Source organism: Mesorhizobium sp. 01N446 (assembly GCF_056399285.1).
This window is the reverse complement of the sequence record NZ_JBFTRA010000001.1, coordinates 269,124-293,869: the sequence shown is the minus strand read 5'-3', so window position 1 is coordinate 293,869 and position 24,746 is coordinate 269,124. Positions and strand designations below refer to the sequence as shown.

The window sequence follows — 24,746 nt, the reverse complement described above, 5'->3', positions numbered from 1 at the left end:
CGACGGAAGCAATGTGCCGGTGGGCGGCCTATCTCGGTGAAGCGGTCTTTCTCGAAGACATTCTGACGGCGCCCTGCCACTCGCTGATCGCCCAGAGCCATTGCGCCCAGGAAGCCAAGTCGCCGACCAATGGCGACGGTTTCGGCCTTGCCTGGTATGGCGACCGGCCGGAGCCTGGCCTCTACCGCGACATCCTGCCGGCCTGGTCCGATCCCAATCTGAAGAGCCTGTGCCGGCAGATCAAATCCGGCCTGTTCCTCGCCCATGTGCGGGCCTCGACCGGCGGCGCCACCAGCCGCATGAACTGCCATCCCTTCATCTCCGGCCCCTGGTCGTTCATGCACAACGGCCAGATCGGCGGCTTCGAAAAGATCCGCCGCGCGCTGGAAAACTCGCTGTCCGACGCCGTCTTCGACCAGCGCGAGGGCACCACCGATTCCGAACTGTTTTTTCTCCTGATGATCGACGAGGGCCTGGCCGGCGACCCGCAAGGCGCGGTGTCGCGCGCCACCAGCCGCGTGCTCGAAGCCTCACGCCGCGCCGGCCTCGAACCGGCCCTGAAACTCACCGCCGCCTTCTCGGACGGGCAGGCGCTGCACGCGGTGCGCTACGCCACCGACGCTCATGCGCCGACGCTCTACACCTCTATCCTGCGTAAAGGCGGCGGCCGCTGCATCGTTTCCGAGCCGTTCGACCGCGAAGGCGGTGATTGGCAGGCGATCCCGCCCTCGAGCTTCGTCACGATGACCGGGGATGGCATTGCCATCCGTCCGTTTGCTCCGGCGGCGGCAAAGCTGGCGCTGGCAGTCTAATTGCAAATTGGGGCGACGCCGCGGGCCAGCGCCCCCCTGTCCTGCCGGACATCTCCCCCACGAGGGGAGATTGGCTGTCATCGCGGCCTTCGCCAATTTTCAACGTCGCAGGAAGAGCGAGGCGCCGAAGCTGCCGATCTTCCCACCCGTGGGGGAGATGTCCGGCAGGACAGAGGGGGGCGCCGTAGAGCGCCGACTTCAACAGACGGTCGGCGCAATTTCGATCAAGTACCACTGAGCTTCAAATGCTCAACTCCGCTTGAAGTCGCGCCGCTGCCCACCATTTTCCAGGCAAGTGCGGCCAAGTCGGGAGCCTTTGATCATGGACATCGCTTTCTCCTCGACAACCGAACTCGCTGCCGCGATTCGCAACCGCAAAATCTCCGCCGTCGAAGCACTCGACGCTCATCTGGCGCAGATCGACAGCCACAACGACGCGATCAACGCCGTCATCTCGCTCGACAGGGAGGGCGCCTACGAACGCGCCAAAAAAGCCGACGCGGCACTCGCGCGCGGTGAGGCGGCCGGACCGCTGCACGGCGTTCCCTTCACGCTGAAGGACACGCACGAAACCGCAGGCATGAAAACCACGGTCGGCTTCCCACCCTTCGCCGGCTATGTCGCCAGCCATGACAGTCCCGTCGTTGCACGGCTGAAGGCGGCCGGCGGCATCCTGATGGCCAAGACCAATGTCCCCACCATGTTGTCGGACTGGCAGTCGAACAACCCGCTGTTCGGCCGCACCAGCAATCCCTGGAATCTTGAGCGCACCGCCGGTGGCTCCAGCGGCGGTGCCGCGGCGGCGGTCGCGGGTGGCATGACGCCGTTCGATGTCGGCACCGACATGCAGGATTCGATCCGGCTGCCGGCCGCCTTCTGCGGCGTCTACGGCCTGAAGCCGACCGAACACCGCGTCTCGCTGGCCGGCGCCTTCCCAAATCCTGGCGATGCCGCGCGCAGCGTGCGGCTGATGTCCTGCCTCGGGCCGCTGGCGCGCGGCGTGGACGATCTATCCCTGATCTATCAGATCATCGCCGGGCCTGACGGGCGCGACACCGATCTGCCGCCGGTGCCGGTCGAGACCACGCCGAAGCTCGATCTGAAGACCCTGCGCATCGCCTTCGCGCCGTCCTTCCCCGGCGTCCCGGTGGCCGGTGATATCAGCGTCGCGGTGGAAAACCTCGCGAGGCAGCTGCAATCGGCTGGGGCCATCGTGGAGCCGGCGAAACTGCCCAGGCTCGACCTGTGCGACGATCTCGCCCAGGGCGGCGCGCTGATCGGCATGATGATGGAGGCCGCCCAACCCCAGCCGCCGGAGCGGCCAACACCGGTCTCGTGCTGGTTCCAAGCGCTCGCCCGTCGCGACCGATCCATTCTGGCCTGGGACCGGTTCTTCGACGAATGGGACGCGCTGTTTTGCCCGGTCGCCATGACCACGGCCTTCCCGCATTGCGCGCCGGGGACGCCGATCAAGGTCGACGGCAAGGAGCAAAACTATTGGATGCTGCCGGCCTATGGCGCCGTCTTCAATTACAGCTGCCATCCGGCGCTCTCGATGCCGTGCGGACAGGATCGCGACGGCTTGCCGATCGGTCTGCAACTGGTCGGCAAACGCTGGTCTGAGGCGCACCTGCTGGCTGTCGCGGCGGCCGTCGAGCCGCTCACCGGCGGCTTTCGCCGCCCACCGGCTTACTGAGCAAAGCGCGACAACCCATAGGGCGCCAGCAGCGGGTCGCGCTCGCCGTCGAGGATTTCCCTTGTGGCGAACAGGCCGATGGCCGGCGCCAGCGTGATGCCGGAATGCATGACCGCGACATAGAGGCCGTCCAAGCCCTCGGCGCGGCCGATGATCGGGAAACCGTCGATCGGATTGGGGCGGTAGCCGATGGTGTGGAAATCGAGTTCCAGCCCCTCGGCGCCGCGCAATGCTGCCTTCGTGACCGCGAACAGCGCTTGGGCGGTCGCTTCGGCGTCCATACCGGGATCGCCGCCGGCGAAATCCGAGCCGGCGATGATGCGGCCCTCGGCCGTCTGGCGCATATGCAGCCTCTCGGCGTGCGCGAGGCCGTTGAGCAGCTTTTTGTACGGCCGCGAATGGACGATCAGCCCAGGTGGCGTCTCGATAGGCAGCCTGATGCCAGCCGTCGCGGCAATGTCGGGCGAGCCGGCGCCAGCCGCGATCACCACTTCGTCGGCGGCAATCAGCCCATGCGGTGTGTCCACGCCCGTGACTCTGCCGTGGGTCTGCGTCAATGCCGAGACCGTGCTGGCAACGACCCGAGCGCCATGCCGCTCGGCATCCGCCAGCAGGGCCCTGGCCGTCGCAACCGGCTCGGCGACGCCTTCCTCCGCGACATAAACGGCGAATTCAGGAGGCTCGACGAGGTTTGGTTCGATTTGCGCCGCCCGCTTGGCGTCAACGCGTTCGATGCCGTAGCCCCATGAAGAATGTTCGGCCGCATAGGCCTCGAGCCGGCCGGCCGGCAGGTCCCAGCACAGCCCGCCGCACCAGGCGACCGGCAGCCCGGGCAGCTCGTTCGCCAGCCTTTTCCATTCGGCCATGGCGCGGGTGCGCAGCCGGAAATAGACCTTGGGGTTGCCCCAGCTGGCGTTGATCCAGGCAAAGGAATTGGGCGTCGCGACGCCGCCCGCGCCGCTTTCGGAAACGACCGTCACCTCAGCGCCTGCTTTGGTCAGATGCCAGGCGATGGAGGCGCCGATGATGCCGGCGCCGATGACGATCACTTGTTTCGCATCTGCCATGTTCGCTCCTTTATCCGGTGGTCCGCCGAGGACGCTCTTGCAGTGCCACCGCGTTCGTCGCTTGCCAACATCGGACACGGCAAAAATATGCGCTTGACATCAATACGTACGTACGTATTATTTCGGCATGGCTAGACAATCACTCCGCGAAAAACTTCTCGACGCTGGTTTCCAGACCCTTTGGAACTCAGGCTATGCCGCCGCCGTCGTGCGCGACATCGTTGCCGCCGCCGATGCCCGGCCGGGATCCTTCACCAACCATTTCGCCTCCAAGGAGGCGTTCGCCGGCGAAGTGCTGGACCGTTACTTCACCTATGTCAGTGGGCTGGTCGAGGCGGCGCTGGCGAAAGACGGCACACCGCCCATCGGCAGGCTGCGCCGCTATCTCGACGTCATCACCTCGAAGCTCGAGGCGCATGACTGGGCGCGCGGCTGCATGATCGGCAATCTCAGCCTCGAGACCGCCGTGCACAGCGAGCTGTTGCGTTTGCAACTCGTCGCCATTTTCGAGCGCTGGCGCCAGCCATTCGCCGCCTGCATCGCCGAAGGCCAGGCGGCCGGCGACATCGCCAAGACCTTCGAGGCCGAGGACCTCGCCGACTTCCTGCTGTCGTCGTGGCAAGGCGCCATGTTGCGCATGAAGGTCGAGCGCAGCCCCGAACCGCTCGAGCGGTTCAAGAAAATCATCTTCAGCACAGTGTTCGCAAAGGAAGCGACCCCATGAACTCGAAAGCCGACGATCAACAGGCCGACCTCGCGGCGAGACGTTCGCAGGTTCCCGTACTCGATTCGACCATGTCCTATGTCGAGGCGGGAGCGTCCGGCCCGACCGTGCTGTTCCTGCACGGCAACCCGACCTCGTCCTATATCTGGCGCAACATCATTCCGCATGTCGCGCCTTTTGGCCGCTGCGTCGCGCCTGACCTGATCGGCTACGGCCAGTCCGGCAAGCCCGACATCGACTATCGCTTCTTCGACCAGGTCCGCTATCTCGATGCCTTCCTCGACGCGCTCGATATCGGTGACGTGGTGCTGGTCGCGCAGGATTGGGGCACTGCCCTGGCCTTCCATCTCGCGGCGCGGCGGCCGCGGTGCGTCCTCGGCCTCGCCTTCATGGAATTCATCCGGCCGTTCGCGCGCTGGGAGGATTTCCACCAGCGCCCGCAAGCCCGCGAAATGTTCAAGGCGCTGCGCACGCCCGGTGTCGGCGAAAAGCTCGTCCTGGAAGACAATGTCTTCGTCGAGAAAGTGCTGCCGGCCTCGGTGCTGCGCACGATGAGCAACGAGGAAATGGACGCGTACCGGGCGCCGTTCCCGACGCCGCAATCGCGCAAGCCGGTACTGCGCCTGCCCCGGGAAATGCCGATCGAGGGCCAGCCCGCCGACGTTGCCGCCATCAGCGCGCACGACCATCGCGCGCTGCTTCTGTCCACCTATCCGAAACTGCTGTTCGCGGGTGATCCCGGTGCGCTGATCGGGCCGCAGGCCGCGCAAGAATTCGCGGCCGGGCTGAAGAACTGCCGGTTCATCAATCTCGGGCCCGGTGCGCACTATCTGCAGGAGGATCATGCCGACGCGATCGGCAGCGCCATCGCCGGCTGGCTTCCGGAGGTCGTTTTGGCGAACCGGACGGGCGAACTGGCCTGAGGCAAGCCATGGCATCCAGCGGCGTCCGCGCCGCCGGACCGGTCGACAGCCCGGCACTACGCTGCTAGAAGCCCGGCCTGTCACACGGAAATCCCAGAGAATGCCCGAAACAATACCAGAGGAAGTGGCGCGCCGCCGCACCTTCGCGATCATCGCGCACCCGGACGCCGGCAAGACGACGCTCACCGAAAAGCTGCTGCTGTTCGGCGGCGCCATCCAGCTTGCCGGTGAGGTCAAGGCCAAGAAGGACAAGATCCAGACGCGCTCCGACTGGATGAAGATCGAGCGCGAGCGTGGCATCTCCGTCGTCACCTCGGTGATGACCTTCGAGTATGAGGACAATGTCTTCAACCTGCTCGACACGCCCGGCCACGAGGATTTCGCCGACGACACCTACCGCACCCTGTCGGCGGTCGATAGCGCCGTCATGGTCATCGACGCCGCCAAGGGCATCGAGCCGCGCACGCTGAAACTCTTCGAGGTCTGCCGGCTGCGCGACATCCCGATCATCACCTTCGTCAACAAGATGGACCGCGAAAGCCGCGACCCGTTCGAAATCCTCGACGAGATCGAGCAGAAGCTGGCGCTGGACACTGCCCCCATCACCTGGCCGATCGGCCGCGGCAAGACATTCTCGGGCACCTACCACCTGGCGTTGAATGCGGTGCGCAGGGGCGACGACGAGAAGGAGCGCACGCCGGTCAACGGCCCCGATTCCAACCGCGTCGCCGGGCTGCTGCCGGAAAACGAGCGCGAGGCCTTCATCGAGGAACTGGAATTGGCGCGAGAAGCGTGCAGACCCCTCGACATCGACGCGTTCCGCGAGGGCCATCTGACGCCGGTCTATTTCGGCTCGGCGCTGCGCAATTACGGCGTGCGCGACCTGATCGAGGCGCTCGGCGCCTTCGGCCCGCCGCCGCGCGCGCAGGAGGCCGATACCCGCAAGGTCGAGGCGACCGAGGACAAGATGACCTCCTTCGTCTTCAAGATCCAGGCCAACATGGACCCCAACCACCGCGACCGCATCGCTTTCGTGCGCGTCTGCTCGGGCAAGCTCGAGCGCGGCATGAAGGCCAAGCTGGTGCGCACCGGCAAGCCGATGAGCCTGTCGGCGCCGCAATTCTTCTTCGCCCGCACCCGCGTCACCGCGGATGAAGCCTTTGCCGGCGATGTCGTCGGCATTCCCAACCACGGCACGCTGCGCATCGGCGACACGCTGACCGAGGGCGAGGAGATTCTTTTCAGGGGCGTGCCGAACTTCGCGCCGGAAATCCTGCGGCGCGTGCGCCTCGGCGACGCGATGAAGGCGAAAAAACTCAAGGAAGCGCTGCACCAGATGGCCGAGGAAGGCGTCGTGCAGCTGTTCTCGCCCGAGGACGGCTCACCGGCCATCGTCGGCGTCGTCGGCGCCCTGCAGCTCGACGTGTTGAAGGAGCGGCTGAACTTCGAATACACGCTGCCCGTCGAGTTCGAAATGTCGCGGTTTTCGGTCTGCCGCTGGATCTCGGCCGACGACAAGGCCGAGACGCTTCGCTTCATCGAGGCGCATCGCGGCGACATCGCCCGCGACCTCGACAACGACCCGGTGTTCTTGGCCCAGCACGCCTTCTCGCTGAACTACGAAGCCGAACGCTGGAAAGCGATCCGCTTCGCCACGATCAAGGACTATCAGGTCCGCGACAAGGCAGCTTAGGTGCCAGTTTTACCTTCTCCCCGTTCACGGGGAGAAGGTGCCCGAAGGGCGGATGAGGGGCGGCGCCGACCTCAAGGATCATGTGCCCCCGGCCCTTCGCAGGCTCCGGGCGTTCGAAGCTCGAAAAGCCAAGCAATTGGCTTTTCGTCCGCTACGCGGACCGCTTCTCACCCCTTCGCTGCCGCTTCGAGCTTGGCAATGTCGATCTTGCTCATCTGCATCATCGCATCCATCACCCGGCTGGCCTTGGCCCTATCCGGATCCTGAAGCAGGCGCGGCAACTGCTCCGGCACGACCTGCCAGGAAACACCGAACCTGTCCTTCAGCCAGCTGCATTGCGATGGTTCGCCGCCACCTTCGAGGAGCCTGTCCCAGAAATAATCCACCTCTTCCTGCGTCTTGCATTCGATCGACTGTGACATCGCCTCGTTGAACTTGAATTGCGGTCCCCCGTTGAGCGCCTGGAACCGCACGCCGTCGAGCTCGAACGTCGTCACCAGCACCTTGCCTTCATCGGCGTGGCCCTTCGGCCAACGCATCATGCTGAGCACCTTCGAATTCTTGAAGATGGAGACGTAGAAATTCGTCGCCTCTTCGGCCTGGTCGTTGAACCACAGGCAGGTGGTGATCTTTTGCATGTCGTGCTCCTTGTTTTCTCTTTGGCTGCTTGGGTGAAGGAAGGGTCAGGCGGCGCCTTTGGCAGCGTCCTGAAGTGAAGCGAGATAAGCGTCGAGCTGGGCATAGCTCTCGCCCATGCCGCGGGTCATGCCGGTACCGAGCGCGCCGTCACGGGCCGCTTGCGAGGCGTAAAGCACCGTCTGGGTCAACAGCGTCTTTCCGGCCTGTTCGGTGAAGACCACGGTCCCTATGGTTTCGCCACCAGTCCAATCCTCGTCGAACAGTTCGGTGGCGACGATCCTGGCCGGACGCACGATTTCGCGATAGGCGCCGCTCATGCCCATGCTTCGGCCATCGCGATGCTGCCAGACGTAGCGCGTGGCGCCGCCAACCCTGAGGTCGATTTCGCAGATCGCCAGCCGCCAACCGTCCGGGCCATGCAGCCAGCCCTTCAAAAGCTCCGGTATCGTCCAGCAATCGAAGACCATTGGCCGCGACGCATCGAAGATGCGGGTGATCTGGACCTCGCGGTCGCTGGGCGTGGTCACCGTCAGCGTGGCGACGGTCGAACCGGGCAAGGTTGTGGTGCTCATCTTGGTCCTCCTCATGTTTGCCAAAGGACGTGCGGCAGGCCGGTGATCCGACACAGGCCGCGATCTTTTTTCGGCTATTGGTCGGTACTGTCGGGGGCTTTCTCGGCCTTCATCGCGCCGAGCAGCGCGTCGAGGCGCTGGAAGTTGCCTTCCCAGATCTTGCGATAACGCTCCAGCCAGTCATTGGCGTCGGCCAGCGGTTTTGCCTCCAACCGGCAGGGCCGGCGCTGCGCGTCGCGGCCACGCGAAATCAGCCCGGCGTTTTCCAGCACCTTGAGGTGCTTGGAGATCGAGGGCTGGCTCATCGCGAAGGGCTCTGCGAGTTCCATCACGGATGCTTCGCCCTGGATGAGCCGGGCCAGGATGGCTCGGCGTGTCGGATCGGCGAGTGCGGCAAAAGTGGCGTCCAGCTGGTCCATCGGATTTCCATAGCCAATAAGGTATATACCCAATTGGCTATATACAACCGAGATCCGATCGTCAACGTCCATCCGGATTTCGTGGCGCATCGCAAAAATGTGGCCAGACCAAGCTATGGCGTCTATAACGCCTGCGATCCAAATTCAGCTCCGCCGCGCCATTCCCCGGCCGCGGCCAGCCACCAAGGAAAAAACATGCCTGCCTATCGCTCCCGCACCACCACCCATGGCCGCAACATGGCCGGCGCCCGCGGCCTGTGGCGCGCCACCGGCATGAAGGACTCGGATTTCGGCAAGCCGATCATCGCGGTGGTCAATTCCTTCACGCAGTTCGTGCCGGGCCATGTGCATTTGAAGGACCTCGGCCAGCTGGTGGCGCGCGAGATCGAGAAGGCCGGCGGCGTCGCCAAGGAGTTCAACACCATCGCTGTCGACGACGGCATCGCCATGGGCCATGACGGCATGCTCTATTCACTGCCGTCGCGCGAGCTGATCGCCGATTCCGTCGAATACATGGTCAACGCCCACTGCGCCGACGCCATGGTCTGCATCTCCAATTGCGACAAGATCACCCCCGGCATGCTGATGGCCTCGCTGCGCCTCAACATCCCGACCGTGTTCGTCTCCGGCGGGCCGATGGAAGCCGGCAAGGTGGTGCTGGCCGGCAAGACCCAGGCGCTCGACCTGGTCGACGCCATGGTCGCGGCCGCCGACGACAAGATTTCCGACGAGGACGTCAAGGTCATCGAGCGTTCGGCCTGCCCGACCTGCGGCTCCTGCTCGGGCATGTTCACCGCCAATTCCATGAACTGCCTGACCGAGGCGCTCGGCCTGTCGTTGCCCGGCAACGGTTCCACGCTGGCCACCCACGCCGACCGCAAGCGCCTTTTCGTCGAGGCCGGCCATCTCATCGTCGATCTCGCCCAGCGCTATTACGAGCAGGACGACGAGAGCGCACTGCCGCGCAGCATCGCTTCGAAGGGCGCCTTCGAGAATGCCATGACGCTCGACATCGCCATGGGTGGCTCGACCAACACCGTGCTGCACATCCTGGCCGCCGCTCATGAGGGCGAGGTCGACTTCACCATGGAAGACATCGACCGGTTGTCGCGGCGGGTTCCGGTGCTCTGCAAGGTGGCGCCGGCCAAGTCCGACGTCCACATGGAAGACGTCCACCGCGCCGGCGGCATCATGGCCATCCTGGGCCAGCTCGACAATGCCGGGCTGCTCAACCGCGACCTGCCGACCGTGCACACCGCGAGCCTTGGCGAGGCGCTCGACCATTGGGATATTTCCCGCACGTCCAGCCAGAATGTCCGCGACTTCTTCCTTGCGGCACCCGGCGGCGTGCCGACGCAGGTCGCCTTCAGCCAGGACCGCCGCTGGGACGATCTCGACCTCGATCGCGAGAAGGGCGTCATCCGTTCGGCGGAAACGCCGTTCTCGAAAGATGGTGGCCTTGCCGTGCTGAAAGGCAATCTGGCGCTCGACGGCTGTATCGTGAAGACGGCCGGCGTCGATGAGTCGATCCTGAAGTTCACCGGCCCGGCGCGGGTGTTCGAAAGCCAGGACGCCTCGGTCAAGGCCATCCTTTCCAACGAGATCAAGGCCGGCGATGTTGTCGTCATCCGCTATGAGGGCCCGCGCGGCGGCCCCGGCATGCAGGAAATGCTCTATCCGACCAGCTATCTGAAGTCGAAGGGCCTGGGCAAGGCCTGCGCGCTGGTCACCGACGGCCGCTTCTCCGGCGGCACGTCTGGTCTGTCGATCGGTCATGCGTCGCCGGAAGCCGCCGAAGGCGGCACGATCGGGCTGGTGCAGGAGGGCGACACGATCGAGATCGACATCCCCAACCGCACCATCCGCCTTGCCGTCAGCGATGAAGAGCTTGAAGCACGCCGGGCGGCGATGGAAGCCAAGGGCGCCCTGGCCTGGAAGCCCGAGGAAAAGCGCAAACGCAAGGTGACGACCGCGCTGCGCGCCTACGCCGCCTTCGCCACCAGCGCCGACAAGGGCGCGGTGCGGCACGTGCCGGAGTGAACTAAGGCCGCGACCCCCTGCCTCCCCCTTGTGGGGAGGTCGGACCGAAGGTCCGAGTGGGGGCGGCGCCGTACCCCCCGCCCCGCTGCTGCCCGGCGACCCTCCCCACAAGGGGGAGGGTAAGGCTCACGGCATCAACTGGTACTCATAAAGCTTCTGGTAGAGCCCGCCCTGCGTGAGCAGCTCTCGATGTGGCCCGCTCTCCACCACCTTGCCGCCCTCCAGCACCACGATCGTGTCGGCCTGGTGCACGGTCGACAGGCGGTGGGCGATGACGATCGTCGTGCGGCCTTCGGTCAGCTGCTGCAGCGCCTCGCGGAACAAGGCTTCCGACTCGGCGTCGAGCGCGCTGGTCGCCTCGTCCAAGAGCAGGATTTCGGCGTCGCGCAGCATGGCGCGCGCGATCGAGATGCGCTGGCGCTGGCCGCCCGACAAGAGCCCGCCATTCTCGCCGACGTCGGTCTCATAGCCCTTCGCCTGCGCCATGATGAAGTCATGCGCGTTGGCGGCCTTGGCCGCGGCAATCACCTCGTTGTCGGTCGCGTCCTGCCGCCCAAGCCGGATGTTGTGCATGATGGTGCCGGCGAACAGGAACGTGTCCTGGCTGACATAGGCGATCTTTTCCCGCAGTGAGGCGAGCGTCGCGTGGGAAATGTCCTGGCCGTCGAGCAGCACCCTGCCGCTGTTGGGGTCGTACATGCGCATGATCAGGTTCAGGATCGTCGACTTGCCGCCGCCGGAGGGCCCGACCAGCGCCGTCATCTTGCCGGGCGCAAGGGTGAGGTCGAAACCATCGAGCACCGGCGGGCCGTTCTGATAGGCGAAGCTGACGGTATCGAACCGGATCTCGCCCGGTCCCGCCAGAAGTGGCTTTGCATCGGGCCTCTCGGCCAGTGTCAGCGGCGCGTCGGCGAGCTGGAACATCATGCGCACGCCGACGATGCCGCTTTCCAGCGAGATGCGCACGCGCGCGAGGCGCTTTGCCGGTTCATAGGCGAGCAGCAGCGCCGCGATGAATGCCATGATGTTACCCGGCATCTGGCCGCCCTGCAGAACCAGGAGACCGCTGATCATGACGGCGCCGGCGATCGCCAGCCCGGCCAGCGTCTCCATCACGGGGCTGGTCACCGCTTCCAGCGCGGCAATGTTGTTGGCCCGATCCTCGACGTCCGCCACCGCCTTGTACATGCGCTTGCGCATCAAGCCTTCGAGGTTGAAGGATTTGACCACGCGCACGCCGATAGCGGTTTCCTGCATCACCTGAATGATCTGGCCAACCGAGCGGAACTCCATGGCCGCGAACTTGCGCACGCGCTTCAGGATGCGGTTGACGCCATAGATGGCCACGGGCCCGGCGACGAAGCAGATCAGTGACAGCACCGGCTGCTGCCAGACCATGACACCAATCAAGGCAAGCAGGGTCACCAGATCGCGCACATAGGAGGTGACGATCAGGTCGAGCACGTTGCGTGCCGCCTGGGCATTGTTGGTCATGCGGGTGATCAGGTCGGATGACGAGGTCGAATGGTAGAATTCGATGCCTTGCGCCAGGATACGGTCGTAGATCTTGCGCTGTCGGTCGGCGATGATGGCATTGCCGACCCGGCTCATGAAATAGGCCTGGACGAAATTGGCGAGGCCCTTGAGGACGAAGATCCCGGCGACCGCCGCGGCAATCATGTTGACGCGGTCGACCCGCTTGTCGATCACGAATTCATTGGTGATTTCGCGCAGGATCCAGGCGCTGGCCGCGGTCATGCCGGCCACCACCAGCATCGATAGAATGGCCGCGCCATATCCGAACATATGCTCCCGGAACGATTCCCTGACCAGCCTTGCGACGAGGCGCTGGTTTTCCGTCGAGCGGAAGAAACGAAACAAAGGCTGATCCTTGATAGCGGAATGACGAAGGCGGCTTATAGAGGGAGTTGTGGCCGGATGGAACCGTTGGCGGCTTCTGGAAAGAAACCGCTGCGTCATGCTGTCTTTTGGGACACGATGGCAAAGTGATTCTTCAAGCGAGACGACAGATGGATTTCGACCTTATCGTTCGTGGCGGCACGCTGCCGGATGGCAGGATTGCCGATATCGGTATCAGCGGCGAGACGATCGCCGCGATCGAGCCCAAATTGCCGGGTTCCGCCCGGGCCGAGGTCGATGCCAGCGGCAATCTGGTCTCGCCGCCCTTTGTCGATCCGCATTTCCACATGGATGCCACGCTGTCCTACGGCATTCCGCGCATCAACGCCTCGGGCACGCTGCTGGAAGGCATTGCGCTATGGGGTGAGCTGAAGCCGCTTCTGACGCATGAGGCGGTGCGCGACCGGGCGCTGGCCTATTGCGACTGGGCGGTGTCGATGGGCCTGCTCGCCATCCGCACCCATGTCGACGTCTGCGATGACCGTTTGCTGGCGGTCGAGGCCCTGCTCGACGTCAAGAAAACGATCGCTCCCTATATCGACCTGCAACTCGTGGCCTTTCCGCAGGACGGCTTCTACCGCTCGCCGAAGGCGCGTGAGAACACCATTCGGGCGCTGGACATGGGCGTCGATGTCGTCGGTGGCATTCCGCATTTCGAGCGCACCATGGCCGACGGCGCGCGCTCGGTGACCGAGCTCTGCGAGATCGCGGCCAAGCGTGGCCTGATGGTCGACCTGCATTGCGACGAGACCGACGACCCGCTGTCGCGTCACATCGAGCAACTGGCCCACGAAACGCAGCGCCTCGGTCTGCAGGGCAAGGTGGCCGGCTCGCACCTCACCTCCATGCATTCGATGGACAATTACTATGTCTCGAAGCTGCTGCCGTTGATTGCCGAGGCCGGCGTTTCCGCCATCCCCAATCCGCTGATCAACATCATGCTGCAGGGCCGTCACGATAACTTCCCGAAGCGCCGCGGCCTGACCCGGGTCAAGGAGATGCAGGCGCTCGGCATCCGTGTCGGCTGGGGTCAGGATTGCGTGCTCGATCCCTGGTATTCGCTGGGCACCGCCGACATGCTCGACGTCGCCTTCATGGGCCTGCACGTCGCGCAGATGTCGAGCCCCGCCGACATGGCGCGCTGCTTCGACATGGTCACCAACGTCAACGCCGCCATCATGGGACTCGACCATCTCGGCCTCGCCGTCGGCAAGCGCGCCAGCCTTGTCGTTCTCGACGCCGGCAATCCGATCGAAGCCCTGCGCCTCCGCGCCGAGCGCATTTGCGTCATCGCCAGGGGCAAGATGGTGGCGGAGCGGACAAGGCAGGATACAAGGCTTTCCATCCCGGGCAGGCCGGCGCAGGTGAACCGCAGGCACAAAGCCACCTAGGCACAGCCGATTCCCGGCCCTGGTCCCGCGATTTTCCGGATTCTTCTCGTCAAAGCCGCCGCTTCCGTCTACGACGCGACCTAGGCGAGGGAGGAATCGGGATCGGCATGACGCAGCCCGTTACGCAGAATTCCACGATCAGGAACGTGCTTCTGGCCGGCATTCTGCTGATGCTGGCCGGCGACTTCCTGTTTGCGCTGAATGACGCGATGGGCAAGTGGCTGGTCGCCAGCTTCTCCGTCGGCCAGGTGGTGCTGATCCGCTCCATCGGCGCGTTCTTCGTGCTCGGGCCGATGATCGCGCATCAGGGCGTCGCCAAGCTGTTTCGCATGGAACGCCCTGAACTGCAGATCTTGCGTGTCGTCATGACCACGCTCGACACCGCGCTCTTCTATGCCGCGGTCGTCTATCTGCCATTGGCCGACGTCATGAGTTTCTACATGGCGGGGCCGATCTATGTTGCGGCGCTGTCGCACCTGCTGCTCGGCGAAAAGGTCGGCTGGCGCCGCTGGGTGGCGATCCTGGTGGGCTTCTGCGGCGTGGTGATCATGCTGAAGCCTTCCTCGGCGGCGTTCTCGCTGTCGTCGAGCTTCGCGCTCGCCGGCAGCATCGCCTTTGCCTTCGCCATCATCCTCAACCGGCGGCTGCGCGGCACCAGCGACACCAATCTGGTGACATGGCAGACGCTCGGCACGCTGCTGGTCGGCGGCGTGCTGACGATCGGCGCCTGGCAGACGCCCTCGGCGCTCGATTTCGGCGCCATGCTGCTGCTCGGCATTGTTTCCTGCGGCGCCCATCTGATGATCACGCGGGCGCTCAAGCTGGCGCCGGCCTCGACGCTGGCGCCGCTGCACTACACGCTGCTCCTGTGGGCCGTGGTGTTCGGGCTGGTGTTCTTCGGAGACGTTCCCAGTACACGCATCCTGATCGGCTCCGGCATCATCGTTCTGGCCGGCCTGTTCATCTTCCACCGCCAGAAGGTGGTCGACACCACTGTGCCGCCCGAAAACGTGCCGAAGGGCGTCAATTAAAGCGCTTCCTGGAAAATGCGAGACGGCTTTCCGTCCGCGATTGCATCCAGGCAAAGCATAAAGCGCGTCACGCCGCGCCATTTCGAAGCGACGCGGTTGGCGGCTGAAGGCTATCATCCGGAATTGTCTGAGTTTCCGCCCAGAAAAATCCGGTATTTACATCGATATTTTGCTGTGTACGTTGCCTTCCGGGCGCAATACGGGATCGATTCTTGCCCGGGAAGGGCAAGATCAGCATCTCTGGAAAATTGCGATAGAGGGGGCGACAATGGGTAGTTTTTCCGCATGGCACTGGCTGATTGTTTTGATCCTGATCGGCTTGCCACTGGTGTTTATTCTAAGAGCAGCGCCAGCTGGTGCCAATCGGTTCGGAGAAATGCCGCCTTCGATGAATTTTGGTGAGGCCGTTTCAAGTTTCTTCCGGAACTATGTGAATTTTTCCGGCAGGGCCAGCCGCTCGGAATTCTGGTATTCCTACCTCTTCATTTTCATTGTCGGCGTCGTTCTTGTCATAGTCGATGCCATTGTGAAGAATGAAATCATCTCATCGATCTGGAATCTTGCCATCCTTCTGCCGACGCTTGCCATGACTGCTCGCCGGCTGCATGACATCAACAGAAGCGGTTGGTATCAGCTTCTTGCGGCATTGTTCCCCATCGGCACCATCGCGCTGATCATTTGGTATTGCAAAAAGTCTGACGACACCGTGACGCTGGGCGAGATCGAGCGGGTTTTCAGGTAGACGCGACAACAGGCATTTAGGGGCTCCGAGCCCATGTCATATGGAATCGCTCTAACCCAGGCGCACGGCCGCCAGGTGCCGTGAAAACTCCGGCGTCTCCATCAGCGCCTTGCAGCGGGTGAAACGGCCGTCGGCATAGGCGCGGAAATCGTCGACGGGATTGTCGTTGGCAAGCTGGATCAACCCCCACAGCGTCCACAACAGATCACACATTGCCTTGTAGATGACGACGCGGCCGCGCTCTGCCGGTCTTGCCTCGCCGCCGAAATAGGCGCGCATCAGCGCTTCGTCCTGCGCGGCGTCGAATTTGCCTTCGACGCTGAGGTCGCCAAGATCCCAGAGCGGGTCGTTCATCCCCGAATATTCCCAGTCGACGATCCACATCCGCTCGCCGGTATCGAGGAAGTTTTCGCACAGCGGATCGCAATGGCAGGCGGCGAGGGGGGGCGGATGGGCGGCCAGCGCCGAACGCACGCTGCCGGCCTCGCGCACTACGTCGTGATAGCCGATGGGCAAGGTGACGTCCTTGGCCGACAGCACCTTGAGATAGTCGTCGATCATCGAAAACAGCTCGAAGCGGAAGGGAAACACCGCACCGGACGCGTGCAGCTTGCGGAAGGCTTCGCCGGCCCGGGCCGGGCTGCCCGGTCGCTCCCTGAATTTCTCCGGCGACATCGTCACGGCGCCCGCGATGAAGCGCGTCACCATCACGCCGGTATTGGCATCGGCATGCAGCACTTCAGGGCTGACGCCGGCTTTCGCCGCTTCACGCGCGGCCACCGTTTCGTTGGCGCGGTTGATATATTCTTCGGTGCCTTTGCCTGGAACGCGCAGACAGAGATCGCCGGCCCTGAAGACGAGGTTGGTGAGGCCGCCGAGACGCTCCAGCGGTCCGCTATAGCCGGCCAGCAAGGGAATGGCGGCCAGTTTTGCCCGCACCTCGTCCGTCGCCATGTCCGCGCCCCCGCGTCGTTATTTCTCACCGCAACGGTTCCACAATTTTCGCCGTTTGGCTATCATCGGATCGAAGGCAACTCGATCAGGCGACAAGGCAGCGATGACGGACGGTAAACATTTGGGCGCGCTCAGCGCAGCCTATGCGGCGACGCGGCCCGAGGAAGTGGCGGCGCTGTATGACCGCTGGTCGCAGACCTATGACGCCGACATGTCGGCGGCGGGTTATCGTCATCCGACGATCTGCCTGGCTCTGATCGCCCGCCATCTGCCGCGCGGCGCGGCTCCGTTGCTGGATGCCGGCGCCGGCACCGGGCTCATCGGCGAATGGCTCGATATTGCAGGCTATCCGCAAGTCGAGGCGCTGGACATCTCGCAAGGCATGCTGGACCAGGCCGCCCGCAAGGGCGTCTATTCCGCGCTGCATTGCCTCGCGCTTGGCGGCACGCTGCCCTTTGCCGACGATGCCTATGCCGGGATCGTCTCGGCCGGTGTCTTCACCTCAGGCCATGTCGGCGTCGAAGGGTTGGACGAGCTGATCCGCATCTGCAGGCCCGGCGGGGTGATCGTGCTGACGGTCAAGAACACGCTGTGGGAGCAGGGTTTTGCCGCACGCATCGCCGAACTCGAGGCGCAAGGCGTCGTCACCCGTGCCGAGGAAACGCGCCCTTACGTCTCGATGCCGGGCGAGGCAGATACCGTGCCCAGCCGCGGCCTTGCATTGCGTGTGAGCTAGGCCTTTACCTTCTCCGCTGCCGGATCGTACATCGGCTCGAGATGGATTTGGGCCGGCGTCCGCTCCATGGCGACGACCAGCTCGTAGTCGCCCGAGGCGAGGAAATCGTCGCTCACCCCCTCGGCGTTGCGCACATAGCCGTAGCCGATGTTCCTGCCGACCGTGTAGCCGTAGCCGCCGCTGGTCAGATAGCCGACCGGCTCGCCATTGCGCAGGATGGTCTCTCGGCCGAGCAGCACGATTTCGGGACTGTCGACCGTGAAGCCGGCAAAGCGTTTCTTCAACGGCGCGCCGGCAACCTTCTCCAGCGCGCGCCGCCCGACGAAATCGGTATTCTTCCTGAGCTTGACCGCCCAGCCGAGCCCGGCTTCCTGCGGCGTGTCGTTGGGTGTGATGTCGGAGCCCCAGGCGCGGTAGCCCTTTTCCAGCCGCAGCGATTCCAGCGCCCGGTAGCCGACCGGGCGGATGCCGTGCGTCTTGCCGGCGGCCATCAGCGCGTCGAAGACTTCGCCTGTTGCCGCGATCGGCACATGCAGTTCCCAGCCGAGTTCGCCGACATAGGTGACACGCAGCGCCCGGACCGTGTGGCCGGCGATGGCGATCTCGCGGACATGGCCGAACGGGAACGAAGCATTCGACACATCGGTCTCTGTCACCGCGCAGAGCACGTCGCGCGCCCGGGGTCCCATCAGCGACAGCGTGCCGAAATCCTCGGTGACATCGGTCAGCCCGGCATCGAGGCCTTCGCCGATATGGTCGCTGATCCATGAGGCATCATGCGTGCGGAAACCGGTGCCGGTGACGATGTAGAATTTTTCCTCGGCCAGCCGCGCCACGGTCAGGTCGGCCTCGATGCCGCCGCGCGTGTTGAGTAGCTGCGTGTAGGTCAGCCTGCCCACCGGCTTGCTGACGTCGTTGGCGCAGATCCAGTCCAGCGCCTTGGCCGCGTCGGGTCCGCTCAATTCGTACTTGGCGAAGGACGACTGGTCGAAGATGCCGACCTTCTCGCGCACATGCCGGTGCTCGTCGCCGACCGCCGAAAACCAGTTCTGCCGGCCCATGGAATAGATGTCCTGCGGCCCGACGCCTTCCGGCGCGAACCAGTTCGGCCGCTCCCAGCCAAGCTTGGAGCCGAACACGGCGCGCTGCTGCTTCAGCCTGTCGTAAAGCGGCGAGACGATGCGCGGCCGGCCGCTGGCATACTCCTCATGCGGGAAGCCGATCGTGTAATGCTTGCCATAGGCCTCCAGCGTGCGTTCGCGCACCCACTGCCGGTCGCGGTGCAGGTTGGAAAAGCGCCTGATGTCGACCACCCACAGGTCAAGCGGCGCCTCGCCGTCGACCACCCACTGCGCCAGCACCCAGCCGGCGCCGCCGCCGGAGGCGATGCCGAAGGCGTTGAAGCCGGCGCCGACGAACATGTTGGCGCATTCGGGCGCCGTGCCGAGAATGAAATTGCCGTCCGGCGTGAAGCTTTCCGGCCCGTTGATCATCTGCTTGACGCCGACGGTTTCCAGCGCCGGCACGCGCGCGATCGCCTGTGTCATATGCTGCTCGAAATGGTCGTAGTCGTCGTCGAACAGCCGGAATTCCCAATCGTTGGGCACGTCGCCGCCGGGAAGATCGGTCGCCCAGGCCTGCGGGTTCGGCTCATAGCCGCCCATCACCAGCCCGCCGACCTCTTCCTTGAAATAGGTGCGCCGATCGGGGTCGCGCAGCGTCGGCGCATCCGTCGCCAGACCATCGATCTTCTCGGTGATGATGTATTGGTGCTTCACCGGCTGCAGCGGTACGTTGATGCCGGCCATGGCGCCGATCTGCCGCGCCCATTGTCCGGCGCAGTTCACCACCTTCTCGCAGGCAATGTCGCCTTGATCGGTCTTCACCGCCGTGATGCGGCCGCCCTTCATCTCGAAGCCGGTGACGCGGACATTCTCATAGAGCTTGGCGCCGTGCATCCGCGCGCCTTTGGCCAGTGACTGGGTGATGTCGGAGGGGCTGGCCTGGCCGTCGGTCGGCAGCCACGATGCGCCGACGAGATCGCCGGTTTCCATCAGCGGCCACATCGCCTTGACTTCGGCGGGGGACAAAAGATGCATGTCCATGCCAAAACTCTTCGCCGTGGTCGCCAGCCTTTTGTACTCGGTCCAGCGGTCGGCATTGGTGGCGAGCCGCAGGCAACCGGTCATCTTCCAGCCGGTGGCAAGGCCAGTTTCGGCTTCCAGCCCCTTGTAGAGGTCGACCGAATATTTGAGCACCCGGGTGATCGAGGCGGACGAGCGCAATTGGCCGACCAGGCCGGCGGCATGCCAGGTCGAGCCCGAGGTCAGCTTGCCCTGTTCGAGCAGCACGACGTCGGCCTTGTGGTCGCGCGCCAGATGATAGGCCGTCGAGCAGCCGATGATGCCGCCGCCGATGACGACGATGGCGGCCTGGCTGGGCAAGGTCATGATTTCAGGATCCCGTATTTTGTCCGGTAGTTTTCCAGCGCCGCGTCGAGCCGCACGAGGTTTTCCTCGGTGTAGGCGACGTAATCGATGCCGGGCGCGTCGAGATAGAGTTCCGACACCATGCTCCACATCGCCTCGCGCAGCAGCGAGGCGCATTGCATGGCAGCGTGCGAGCGGCGGATTGCTGCGTCCGGCTCCTTCATGAAATAGGCGGTCAGGAAGGCGAAGGATTCTTCGTCGCTCATGCCGGCGTTCGAGGCGACGCCGGCAAGATCGAACATCGCCGTGTTGAAGCCGGCATATTCGAAATCGATCAGCCACAGCCTGCTGCCGTCGTCGAGAATATTGGCTGGCAAAAGATCGTTGTGGCCGAAGACGATCGGCAGCAGTTTCTGCGCCCGCTCCAGTTCGTCGGCCAGCGTCAGCAGGCGCGGCAGGTCGCTGCGCTTGCGGCTGTTGCCTTCCTCGAGCGTGCGCGCGTAGTCGCGGATGACGTGGAACACCCAGAACATGAAGCCGGCGCCGGAGACATGGTTCGGCATCTCACGATGGAAGGATCGCAGCAGAGCCGCCACGCGGCCGAGATTGGCGCGCACGTCTTCAGCGAGGAAGGTCTTGGCGCCGAGAAACTGCGTCACCAGTATGCCGGGCTCGGAATAGTGCACGGCGGGCGCAAAGCCGGCGGCATGGGCCGCCCGCGCGGTCATCACCTCGCGCTCGCGGAAGACATGGTGGAAGGGGTAGTCCTGGCCGAAGCGCACGACATGCCGTCCGGCACCGTCGCTGACCACATAGTTGGCGTTGCTCAGGCCGCCGGGCAGGGGGGCGATCTCGATGGCGCCGGTCCAGCAGGGCAGGGCGCGGATGCGATCTTCGGCAATCACGGGATCATCCCTGGTTTGCTGGGCTTCGACTAAAGCGCGTCGCGTTGAAACGGATCCATGCGACGCGCTTTAGGTCCTTGTTTTTATGCATGTCGTTCTCTCAAACCGAGGTCACTTTTGGGCGACATGCACCAGGCGCCATGGACAGCGCGACGAGAGCGGGGAGAAACGCAAATAATCTCGTCGGTGCGGGACGCCAGGATCGGTATCCCGCACCGCACCGACGAGCCCCTTGGCCAGGATTTTGATCCCGGCATCCGCCCCCGCGGATCTGAAAATTCCTTGCGCCAGGCGCGTTCAAGACCGCCTGGCCAGTGAGTTGCGGCTCTGCCATCACCCTCCCGTTGCAGCTCCGGACCCCTGCTGATGCCTTGAATTTCACGCCAGGGTTGCCCGGTTGTCAATAAAAAGATGTGACTTTTTCTGGGTGTTTTGCCCGAAAGCAAGATTTGATCCCTTTAAAAGCGCTTGAATTACCTTAAAACCGGTCAAAACCTAAGCCGGGAAACCCAATGGTCCATTCCAAACGCCACGGCGAGATCCTGCGGCTGTTGCAGGAAGAGGGAACCGTCACCATCGCCAGCCTGGCCGACCGGCTGGGTGTTTCGCTGGAAACCGTGCGCCGCGATGTCAAGCCGCTCACCAGCGACGGTTCGGTTCTGAAGATGCACGGCGCCGTCGGCCTGCCGTCGATGGTCGGCGAAGCACCGTTCGAACGGCGCATGCGCGAGAATGCCGATGCCAAGCGCATCATTGCCCGCATGGTCGCCGCCACCATCCGCGACGGCGAATCGGTCATGCTCGACACCGGCACCACGACCTCGTTCCTGGCACGGGAGATGCTCGGCCACCGGCGGCTGACCGTCGTCACCAATTCGTCCGACATCGCCCGCACGCTGGCCACCATCAACGGCAACAAGGTCTATATGGCCGGCGGCGAATTGCGCAGCGACTCAGGTGCCGCGTTCGGCACTTCGGCCATCGAGTTCGTCAGCCGCTTTTCGGTCAGCCACGCCATCATCTCCACCGGCGCCGTCGACGCGGTGACGGGCGTCATGGATTATGATCTGGAAGAGGCCGAATTCGCCCGCATGGTGCTGTCGTGCGGCCAGCGTTCGCTTGTCATCACCGACCATACCAAATTCGGCCGTCAGGGCCTGGTTCAGGTCTGCGGCTTCGACGGCTTTTCCGAACTCGCCACCGACCGTTCGCCGCCGCATGACATCGCCGCGGCGCTGGCACAGGCCGGCGCGCGGCTCAGCATTGCCGGCGGCGAAGCCGGATTTTAGCCGAACACCAAGGATTGGTGGGCGCACACGCCCGCGAAGGTCCCAGCCGATACGGCGAAGGCGATGTTGTGCATCGCGCGTGCCGCGTCGCCGGCGGCATAGACACCGGGAATTGTCGTCTGCTGCCGATCATCGACTGATATTGCCGGGCCGAGCAGGCCGTCCGTGAAGGCGCAGCCGAGTTGCTCGGCCAGCGGGCTCGCCATGGTGTTGCGCGGCGCGGTGAACATCGCTTTGACGCCGGCCTTCCGGCCACCGTCGAGGCGGACGACCAAGCCGCCCGCGCCGTCTTCCCTGAGTTCGCCGACGATCGCGGGTTCGAACCGGATAGCCTTGCCCTCCAGGGCGAGCATCTGCTCGGCGTCGGGCTCGATCTGGCCGTTACCGAACAGCGTGACGTCACCCCAATCGGCGATCAGCTGTGCCTGGTGCAGGGACATCGGGCCGGTCGCAAGCACGCCGAGCGGCCCGCCCGACACCTCGTAGCCGTGGCAATAGGGGCAATGCAGCACGGTCTTGCCCCATTGCTCGGCAAGCCCGGGAACCTCCGGCAGGATGTCGCGCACGCCGGTGGCCAGCACCAGCCGCGCGGCGCTGTATGTCTCGCCGCCATCGGTGGTGATCGCGAAATCGCTGCTGCTGTTGGCGACGGCTTTGTCGGCACGCGCCTGGACAAACCTGGCAGTCGGATAGGCCAGCAATTGCCGCCTTGCATCGTCGAGGATGGCACCGGGCGAGCGTCCGTCCTGGCCGAGAAAACCGTGCGAATGCGCGGCGAAACGGTTGCGCGGCTGGCCGGCGTCGATCACCAGCACGTTGCGCCGGGCCCGCGCCGCCTGGATGGCGGCGGACAGGCCGGCAAAACTGCCGCCGACAATGGCAAGATCATACTGCATGGCTGGAAACTCCAATGAGGTCGTAACGGCGTCGGAAATCGGCGGTCAGGTCGGCCAGCGTGATGCGGCTGAGCTTCTGCGCCAGTAGCTTCTCCGCCTCGATGCGGAAATCGTCGAGCACGGCGATCACCGCTTGCTCGACAAGGCAGCCCGGGCTTTCCGGCTCGGTGCTGAACGGCAGCAGCGTCTCGCCAAGCGCGACGCTGATCTCGGCCAGTGAGATGTTTTCGGGCGCCCGCCCGAGCAGCCAGCCGCCGCCATGGCCGCGCGACGAGGTGACGATGCCGGCGTCGCGCAGGCCGGCGATGGTCCGGCGCACCACCACCGGATTGGTGTGGATGAAGGTGGCAAGCTGCTCGGAGGTCAGCGCGTGTTCCGGCTTCTCGGCCATGTGGACGAGAATGTGCAAGGTGGAGGACAATCGGCTGTTGCGTTTCATGTAACTTAGTTAGTTACGATCTCGGCGATGTCAAACGCGTCAGCGTAACTTTCCGTCTACGGCGGCGTTATGCGGGCAACGGGCGAAAACTCATCCGGAAGCAGGCGCCGCTCGGTTTGCCGTCGAGAATCTCGATGCGCCCGCCATGCAGTTGCATGATTTCCTGCACCAGATTGAGGCCGAGCCCGGCGCCGTGATCCTGCGGGCGCAGCCGGTAGAAGGGCTCGAAGATACGTTCGCGCTCGGCTGGCGGCACGCCGTCGCCTTCGTCGCGCACCTCGATGACAGCGGGAGCGGTGACACTGACCGTGATCTTGCCAGTCCTGCCGCCATGCTCGATGGCATTCTGGACGATGTTGGTCACCGCGCGCTCGATCGCGGTGCGGTCGCCGCTGGCGAAGACCGTCTCCCGTTCCGGCTCGAACGACATCTCGTATCCGGCCGAGAAAGCCATTGGCGCGAGGTCGACGATGACGCCGCGCGCGATTGCCACGAGATCGACTTTCTCGAAAGGCGAGGTCTGCCGGTCGAGGCGTTGCAGGTCGAGCAACTGGTCGGTCAGCGTCGAAAGCCGTGCTGCGTCCTGCAGCAGGCGTGCCCGCTCCGGTGTCGCCGGCAGCGAGGCCAGGCGCGTGTTGAGGATGGCCACCGGCGTTCGGAGTTCATGGGCGGCGTCGGTCAGGAAGCGCTTGTGGCGCTCATAGCCTTTGTCGAGGCGCGCAAGGGCGGCGTTCACCGCCTTCACCAGCGGTGTCACTTCCGTCGGCACGTCCTTCAGCGGCAGTTGCACGCCGCGCTGGTCGATGTCGATGCGCTCGGCCTCGGCGGCGGCATGGCCAAGGCCCGACAGCGCGCCGCGCACCACCCAGGGTGTCGCAAACAGCGTGGCCAGCGCCATGAGGCCGGCGAGCGGCAATATGCCTTGCAGGAAGAATGCCGGCGCCTGTCCGAGCAGGCGAAGCAGCGAAAGCCCGCCCTTGGTGCCGGAGAAGATCTGGACGTTGCCCGCGGCCGTTTCGGTCCAGCGGATCTTTGCGTCCGGCGGCGCGCTCTCGCCGATGGAATGGTCGATACGCGCGTCACTGATCGTGTCCAGCAGGCCGGCGAAGGGCTGGAAGATGGTCGGAACCGTACCTTCCTGCAGCCGCTGCCCCTGCTTGTCGCGGATGATGAACCACAGGTCGGGGACATCGGATCGCAGCTTCTTCAGATCCGAAGTCTCGCGCAGCACAAGCTTGCCGCCCGCGTCGCGCACCACCGCATCCGCCAGCACATCCATCGTGCCGTCCTCATAGTCGTGCGGAATGAGGCCGGTGGCGAGCAGGGCGCCGAGAATGCCGACAATGATCAGCGTCAGCATAGCGCATTGCAGCAAGGCGATGCGCAGCACCAGGCTCCATTTGAGCGAACGTGGGCGCTTGAGGCTCAT

General features: G+C 64.4%; 22 protein-coding genes. 11 read left to right on the top strand and 11 right to left on the bottom strand.

Annotated features, from left to right (window positions below; translation table 11 throughout):
* Positions 1-11 precede the first annotated feature (11 nt).
* Together AC1DPX_RS01350 and AC1DPX_RS01345 are read left to right on the top strand one after the other, a co-directional pair.
* Positions 12-812: a class II glutamine amidotransferase gene (locus tag AC1DPX_RS01350; RefSeq protein WP_477234063.1), complete on the top strand. Its 801-nt coding sequence runs from the start codon at positions 12-14 to the stop codon at positions 810-812.
* A gap of 322 nt (positions 813-1,134) precedes the next feature.
* On the top strand, positions 1,135-2,508 hold the full coding sequence (locus tag AC1DPX_RS01345; RefSeq protein ID WP_477234061.1) for an amidase: 1,374 nt from the start codon (positions 1,135-1,137) through the stop codon (positions 2,506-2,508).
* Here AC1DPX_RS01345 and AC1DPX_RS01340 read toward each other — a convergent pair.
* Entirely contained in the window at positions 2,502-3,575 is a 1,074-nt protein-coding gene (locus AC1DPX_RS01340) for an NAD(P)/FAD-dependent oxidoreductase (RefSeq protein WP_477234059.1), read from the bottom strand. The two genes, AC1DPX_RS01345 and AC1DPX_RS01340, sit on opposite strands and share 7 nt — an antisense overlap.
* 127 nt (positions 3,576-3,702) lie before the next feature.
* On the opposite strand from AC1DPX_RS01340, the gene AC1DPX_RS01335 reads away from it, so the two are divergent.
* The 3 genes from AC1DPX_RS01335 (at position 3,703) to AC1DPX_RS01325 (ending at position 6,915) form a co-directional block, all read left to right on the top strand.
* Positions 3,703-4,299, top strand: a complete 597-nt coding sequence (locus AC1DPX_RS01335) for a TetR/AcrR family transcriptional regulator (protein WP_477234057.1) — start codon at positions 3,703-3,705, stop codon at positions 4,297-4,299.
* The gene (locus AC1DPX_RS01330) at positions 4,296-5,222 is read left to right on the top strand and encodes a haloalkane dehalogenase (protein ID WP_477234055.1); all 927 of its coding nucleotides are present in this window, start codon (positions 4,296-4,298) and stop codon (positions 5,220-5,222) included. The genes AC1DPX_RS01335 and AC1DPX_RS01330 overlap by 4 nt, the downstream gene beginning before the upstream one ends.
* Positions 5,223-5,322: 100 nt before the next feature.
* Entirely contained in the window at positions 5,323-6,915 is a 1,593-nt protein-coding gene (locus tag AC1DPX_RS01325) for a peptide chain release factor 3 (RefSeq protein WP_477234053.1), read from the top strand.
* A 167-nt stretch (positions 6,916-7,082) separates the two neighbouring features.
* Here AC1DPX_RS01325 and AC1DPX_RS01320 read toward each other — a convergent pair whose 3' ends face one another.
* From AC1DPX_RS01320 to AC1DPX_RS01310, 3 genes are all read right to left on the bottom strand, one after another.
* Complete coding sequence (locus AC1DPX_RS01320) at positions 7,083-7,553, bottom strand: VOC family protein (RefSeq protein ID WP_477234051.1); 471 nt, start codon at positions 7,551-7,553, stop codon at positions 7,083-7,085.
* 45 nt (positions 7,554-7,598) lie between these two features.
* Positions 7,599-8,126: an SRPBCC family protein gene (locus AC1DPX_RS01315; protein ID WP_051726897.1), complete on the bottom strand. Its 528-nt coding sequence runs from the start codon at positions 8,124-8,126 to the stop codon at positions 7,599-7,601.
* A gap of 74 nt (positions 8,127-8,200) precedes the next feature.
* The gene (locus tag AC1DPX_RS01310) at positions 8,201-8,545 is read right to left on the bottom strand and encodes an ArsR/SmtB family transcription factor (RefSeq protein ID WP_202356461.1); all 345 of its coding nucleotides are present in this window, start codon (positions 8,543-8,545) and stop codon (positions 8,201-8,203) included.
* Positions 8,546-8,740: 195 nt separating this feature from the next.
* On the opposite strand from AC1DPX_RS01310, the gene ilvD reads away from it, so the two are divergent.
* The gene (gene ilvD / locus AC1DPX_RS01305) at positions 8,741-10,585 is read left to right on the top strand and encodes a dihydroxy-acid dehydratase (protein ID WP_202356460.1); all 1,845 of its coding nucleotides are present in this window, start codon (positions 8,741-8,743) and stop codon (positions 10,583-10,585) included.
* Positions 10,586-10,711: 126 nt separating this feature from the next.
* Here the strand turns inward: ilvD and AC1DPX_RS01300 are convergent, their stop codons facing one another.
* Positions 10,712-12,466 (bottom strand): ABC transporter ATP-binding protein, encoded by a 1,755-nt coding sequence (locus AC1DPX_RS01300; protein WP_477234049.1) that lies wholly within the window; start codon positions 12,464-12,466, stop codon positions 10,712-10,714.
* A 149-nt stretch (positions 12,467-12,615) separates the two neighbouring features.
* Between AC1DPX_RS01300 and AC1DPX_RS01295 the strand changes: the two genes are divergently transcribed.
* The 3 genes from AC1DPX_RS01295 (at position 12,616) to AC1DPX_RS01285 (ending at position 15,669) form a co-directional block, all read left to right on the top strand.
* Positions 12,616-13,896, top strand: a complete 1,281-nt coding sequence (locus AC1DPX_RS01295; RefSeq protein ID WP_477234046.1) for an amidohydrolase family protein — start codon at positions 12,616-12,618, stop codon at positions 13,894-13,896.
* A 107-nt stretch (positions 13,897-14,003) separates the two neighbouring features.
* Positions 14,004-14,927 (top strand): DMT family transporter, encoded by a 924-nt coding sequence (locus tag AC1DPX_RS01290; RefSeq protein WP_477234044.1) that lies wholly within the window; start codon positions 14,004-14,006, stop codon positions 14,925-14,927.
* A gap of 268 nt (positions 14,928-15,195) precedes the next feature.
* Positions 15,196-15,669 carry a DUF805 domain-containing protein gene (locus AC1DPX_RS01285; RefSeq protein WP_477234042.1) on the top strand — a complete coding sequence of 158 codons (474 nt, stop codon included), beginning with the start codon at positions 15,196-15,198 and terminating at the stop codon, positions 15,667-15,669.
* Positions 15,670-15,720: 51 nt separating this feature from the next.
* On the opposite strand, the gene AC1DPX_RS01280 is transcribed toward AC1DPX_RS01285, so the two are convergent.
* On the bottom strand, positions 15,721-16,623 hold the full coding sequence (locus AC1DPX_RS01280) for a phosphotransferase (protein WP_477234040.1): 903 nt from the start codon (positions 16,621-16,623) through the stop codon (positions 15,721-15,723).
* Between the two features lie 103 nt (positions 16,624-16,726).
* Here AC1DPX_RS01280 and AC1DPX_RS01275 point away from each other — a divergent pair, with 103 nt between their 5' ends.
* Positions 16,727-17,359 carry a class I SAM-dependent DNA methyltransferase gene (locus AC1DPX_RS01275; RefSeq protein WP_477234038.1) on the top strand — a complete coding sequence of 211 codons (633 nt, stop codon included), beginning with the start codon at positions 16,727-16,729 and terminating at the stop codon, positions 17,357-17,359.
* Here AC1DPX_RS01275 and AC1DPX_RS01270 read toward each other — a convergent pair.
* Both AC1DPX_RS01270 and AC1DPX_RS01265 read right to left on the bottom strand, forming a co-directional pair.
* Positions 17,356-19,809 carry a GcvT family protein gene (locus AC1DPX_RS01270; RefSeq protein WP_477234036.1) on the bottom strand — a complete coding sequence of 818 codons (2,454 nt, stop codon included), beginning with the start codon at positions 19,807-19,809 and terminating at the stop codon, positions 17,356-17,358. The genes AC1DPX_RS01275 and AC1DPX_RS01270 overlap by 4 nt on opposite strands.
* Positions 19,806-20,693, bottom strand: coding sequence for a phosphotransferase (locus AC1DPX_RS01265; RefSeq protein ID WP_477234034.1), 888 nt, complete (start codon positions 20,691-20,693; stop codon positions 19,806-19,808). Before AC1DPX_RS01265 ends, AC1DPX_RS01270 begins: the two co-directional genes overlap by 4 nt.
* A 512-nt stretch (positions 20,694-21,205) precedes the next feature.
* Here AC1DPX_RS01265 and AC1DPX_RS01260 point away from each other — a divergent pair.
* On the top strand, positions 21,206-21,982 hold the full coding sequence (locus tag AC1DPX_RS01260) for a DeoR/GlpR family DNA-binding transcription regulator (RefSeq protein WP_477234032.1): 777 nt from the start codon (positions 21,206-21,208) through the stop codon (positions 21,980-21,982).
* Here AC1DPX_RS01260 and AC1DPX_RS01255 read toward each other — a convergent pair.
* The 3 genes from AC1DPX_RS01255 to AC1DPX_RS01245 all read right to left on the bottom strand — a co-directional run bounded on the left by AC1DPX_RS01255 (position 21,979) and on the right by AC1DPX_RS01245 (position 24,746).
* Positions 21,979-22,878: an NAD(P)/FAD-dependent oxidoreductase gene (locus AC1DPX_RS01255; protein ID WP_477234030.1), complete on the bottom strand. Its 900-nt coding sequence runs from the start codon at positions 22,876-22,878 to the stop codon at positions 21,979-21,981. The two genes, AC1DPX_RS01260 and AC1DPX_RS01255, sit on opposite strands and share 4 nt — an antisense overlap.
* The gene (locus AC1DPX_RS01250) at positions 22,868-23,317 is read right to left on the bottom strand and encodes an RrF2 family transcriptional regulator (protein ID WP_477234028.1); all 450 of its coding nucleotides are present in this window, start codon (positions 23,315-23,317) and stop codon (positions 22,868-22,870) included. The genes AC1DPX_RS01255 and AC1DPX_RS01250 overlap by 11 nt, the downstream gene beginning before the upstream one ends.
* A gap of 67 nt (positions 23,318-23,384) precedes the next feature.
* Positions 23,385-24,746 carry a sensor histidine kinase gene (locus AC1DPX_RS01245; RefSeq protein ID WP_202356449.1) on the bottom strand — a complete coding sequence of 454 codons (1,362 nt, stop codon included), beginning with the start codon at positions 24,744-24,746 and terminating at the stop codon, positions 23,385-23,387.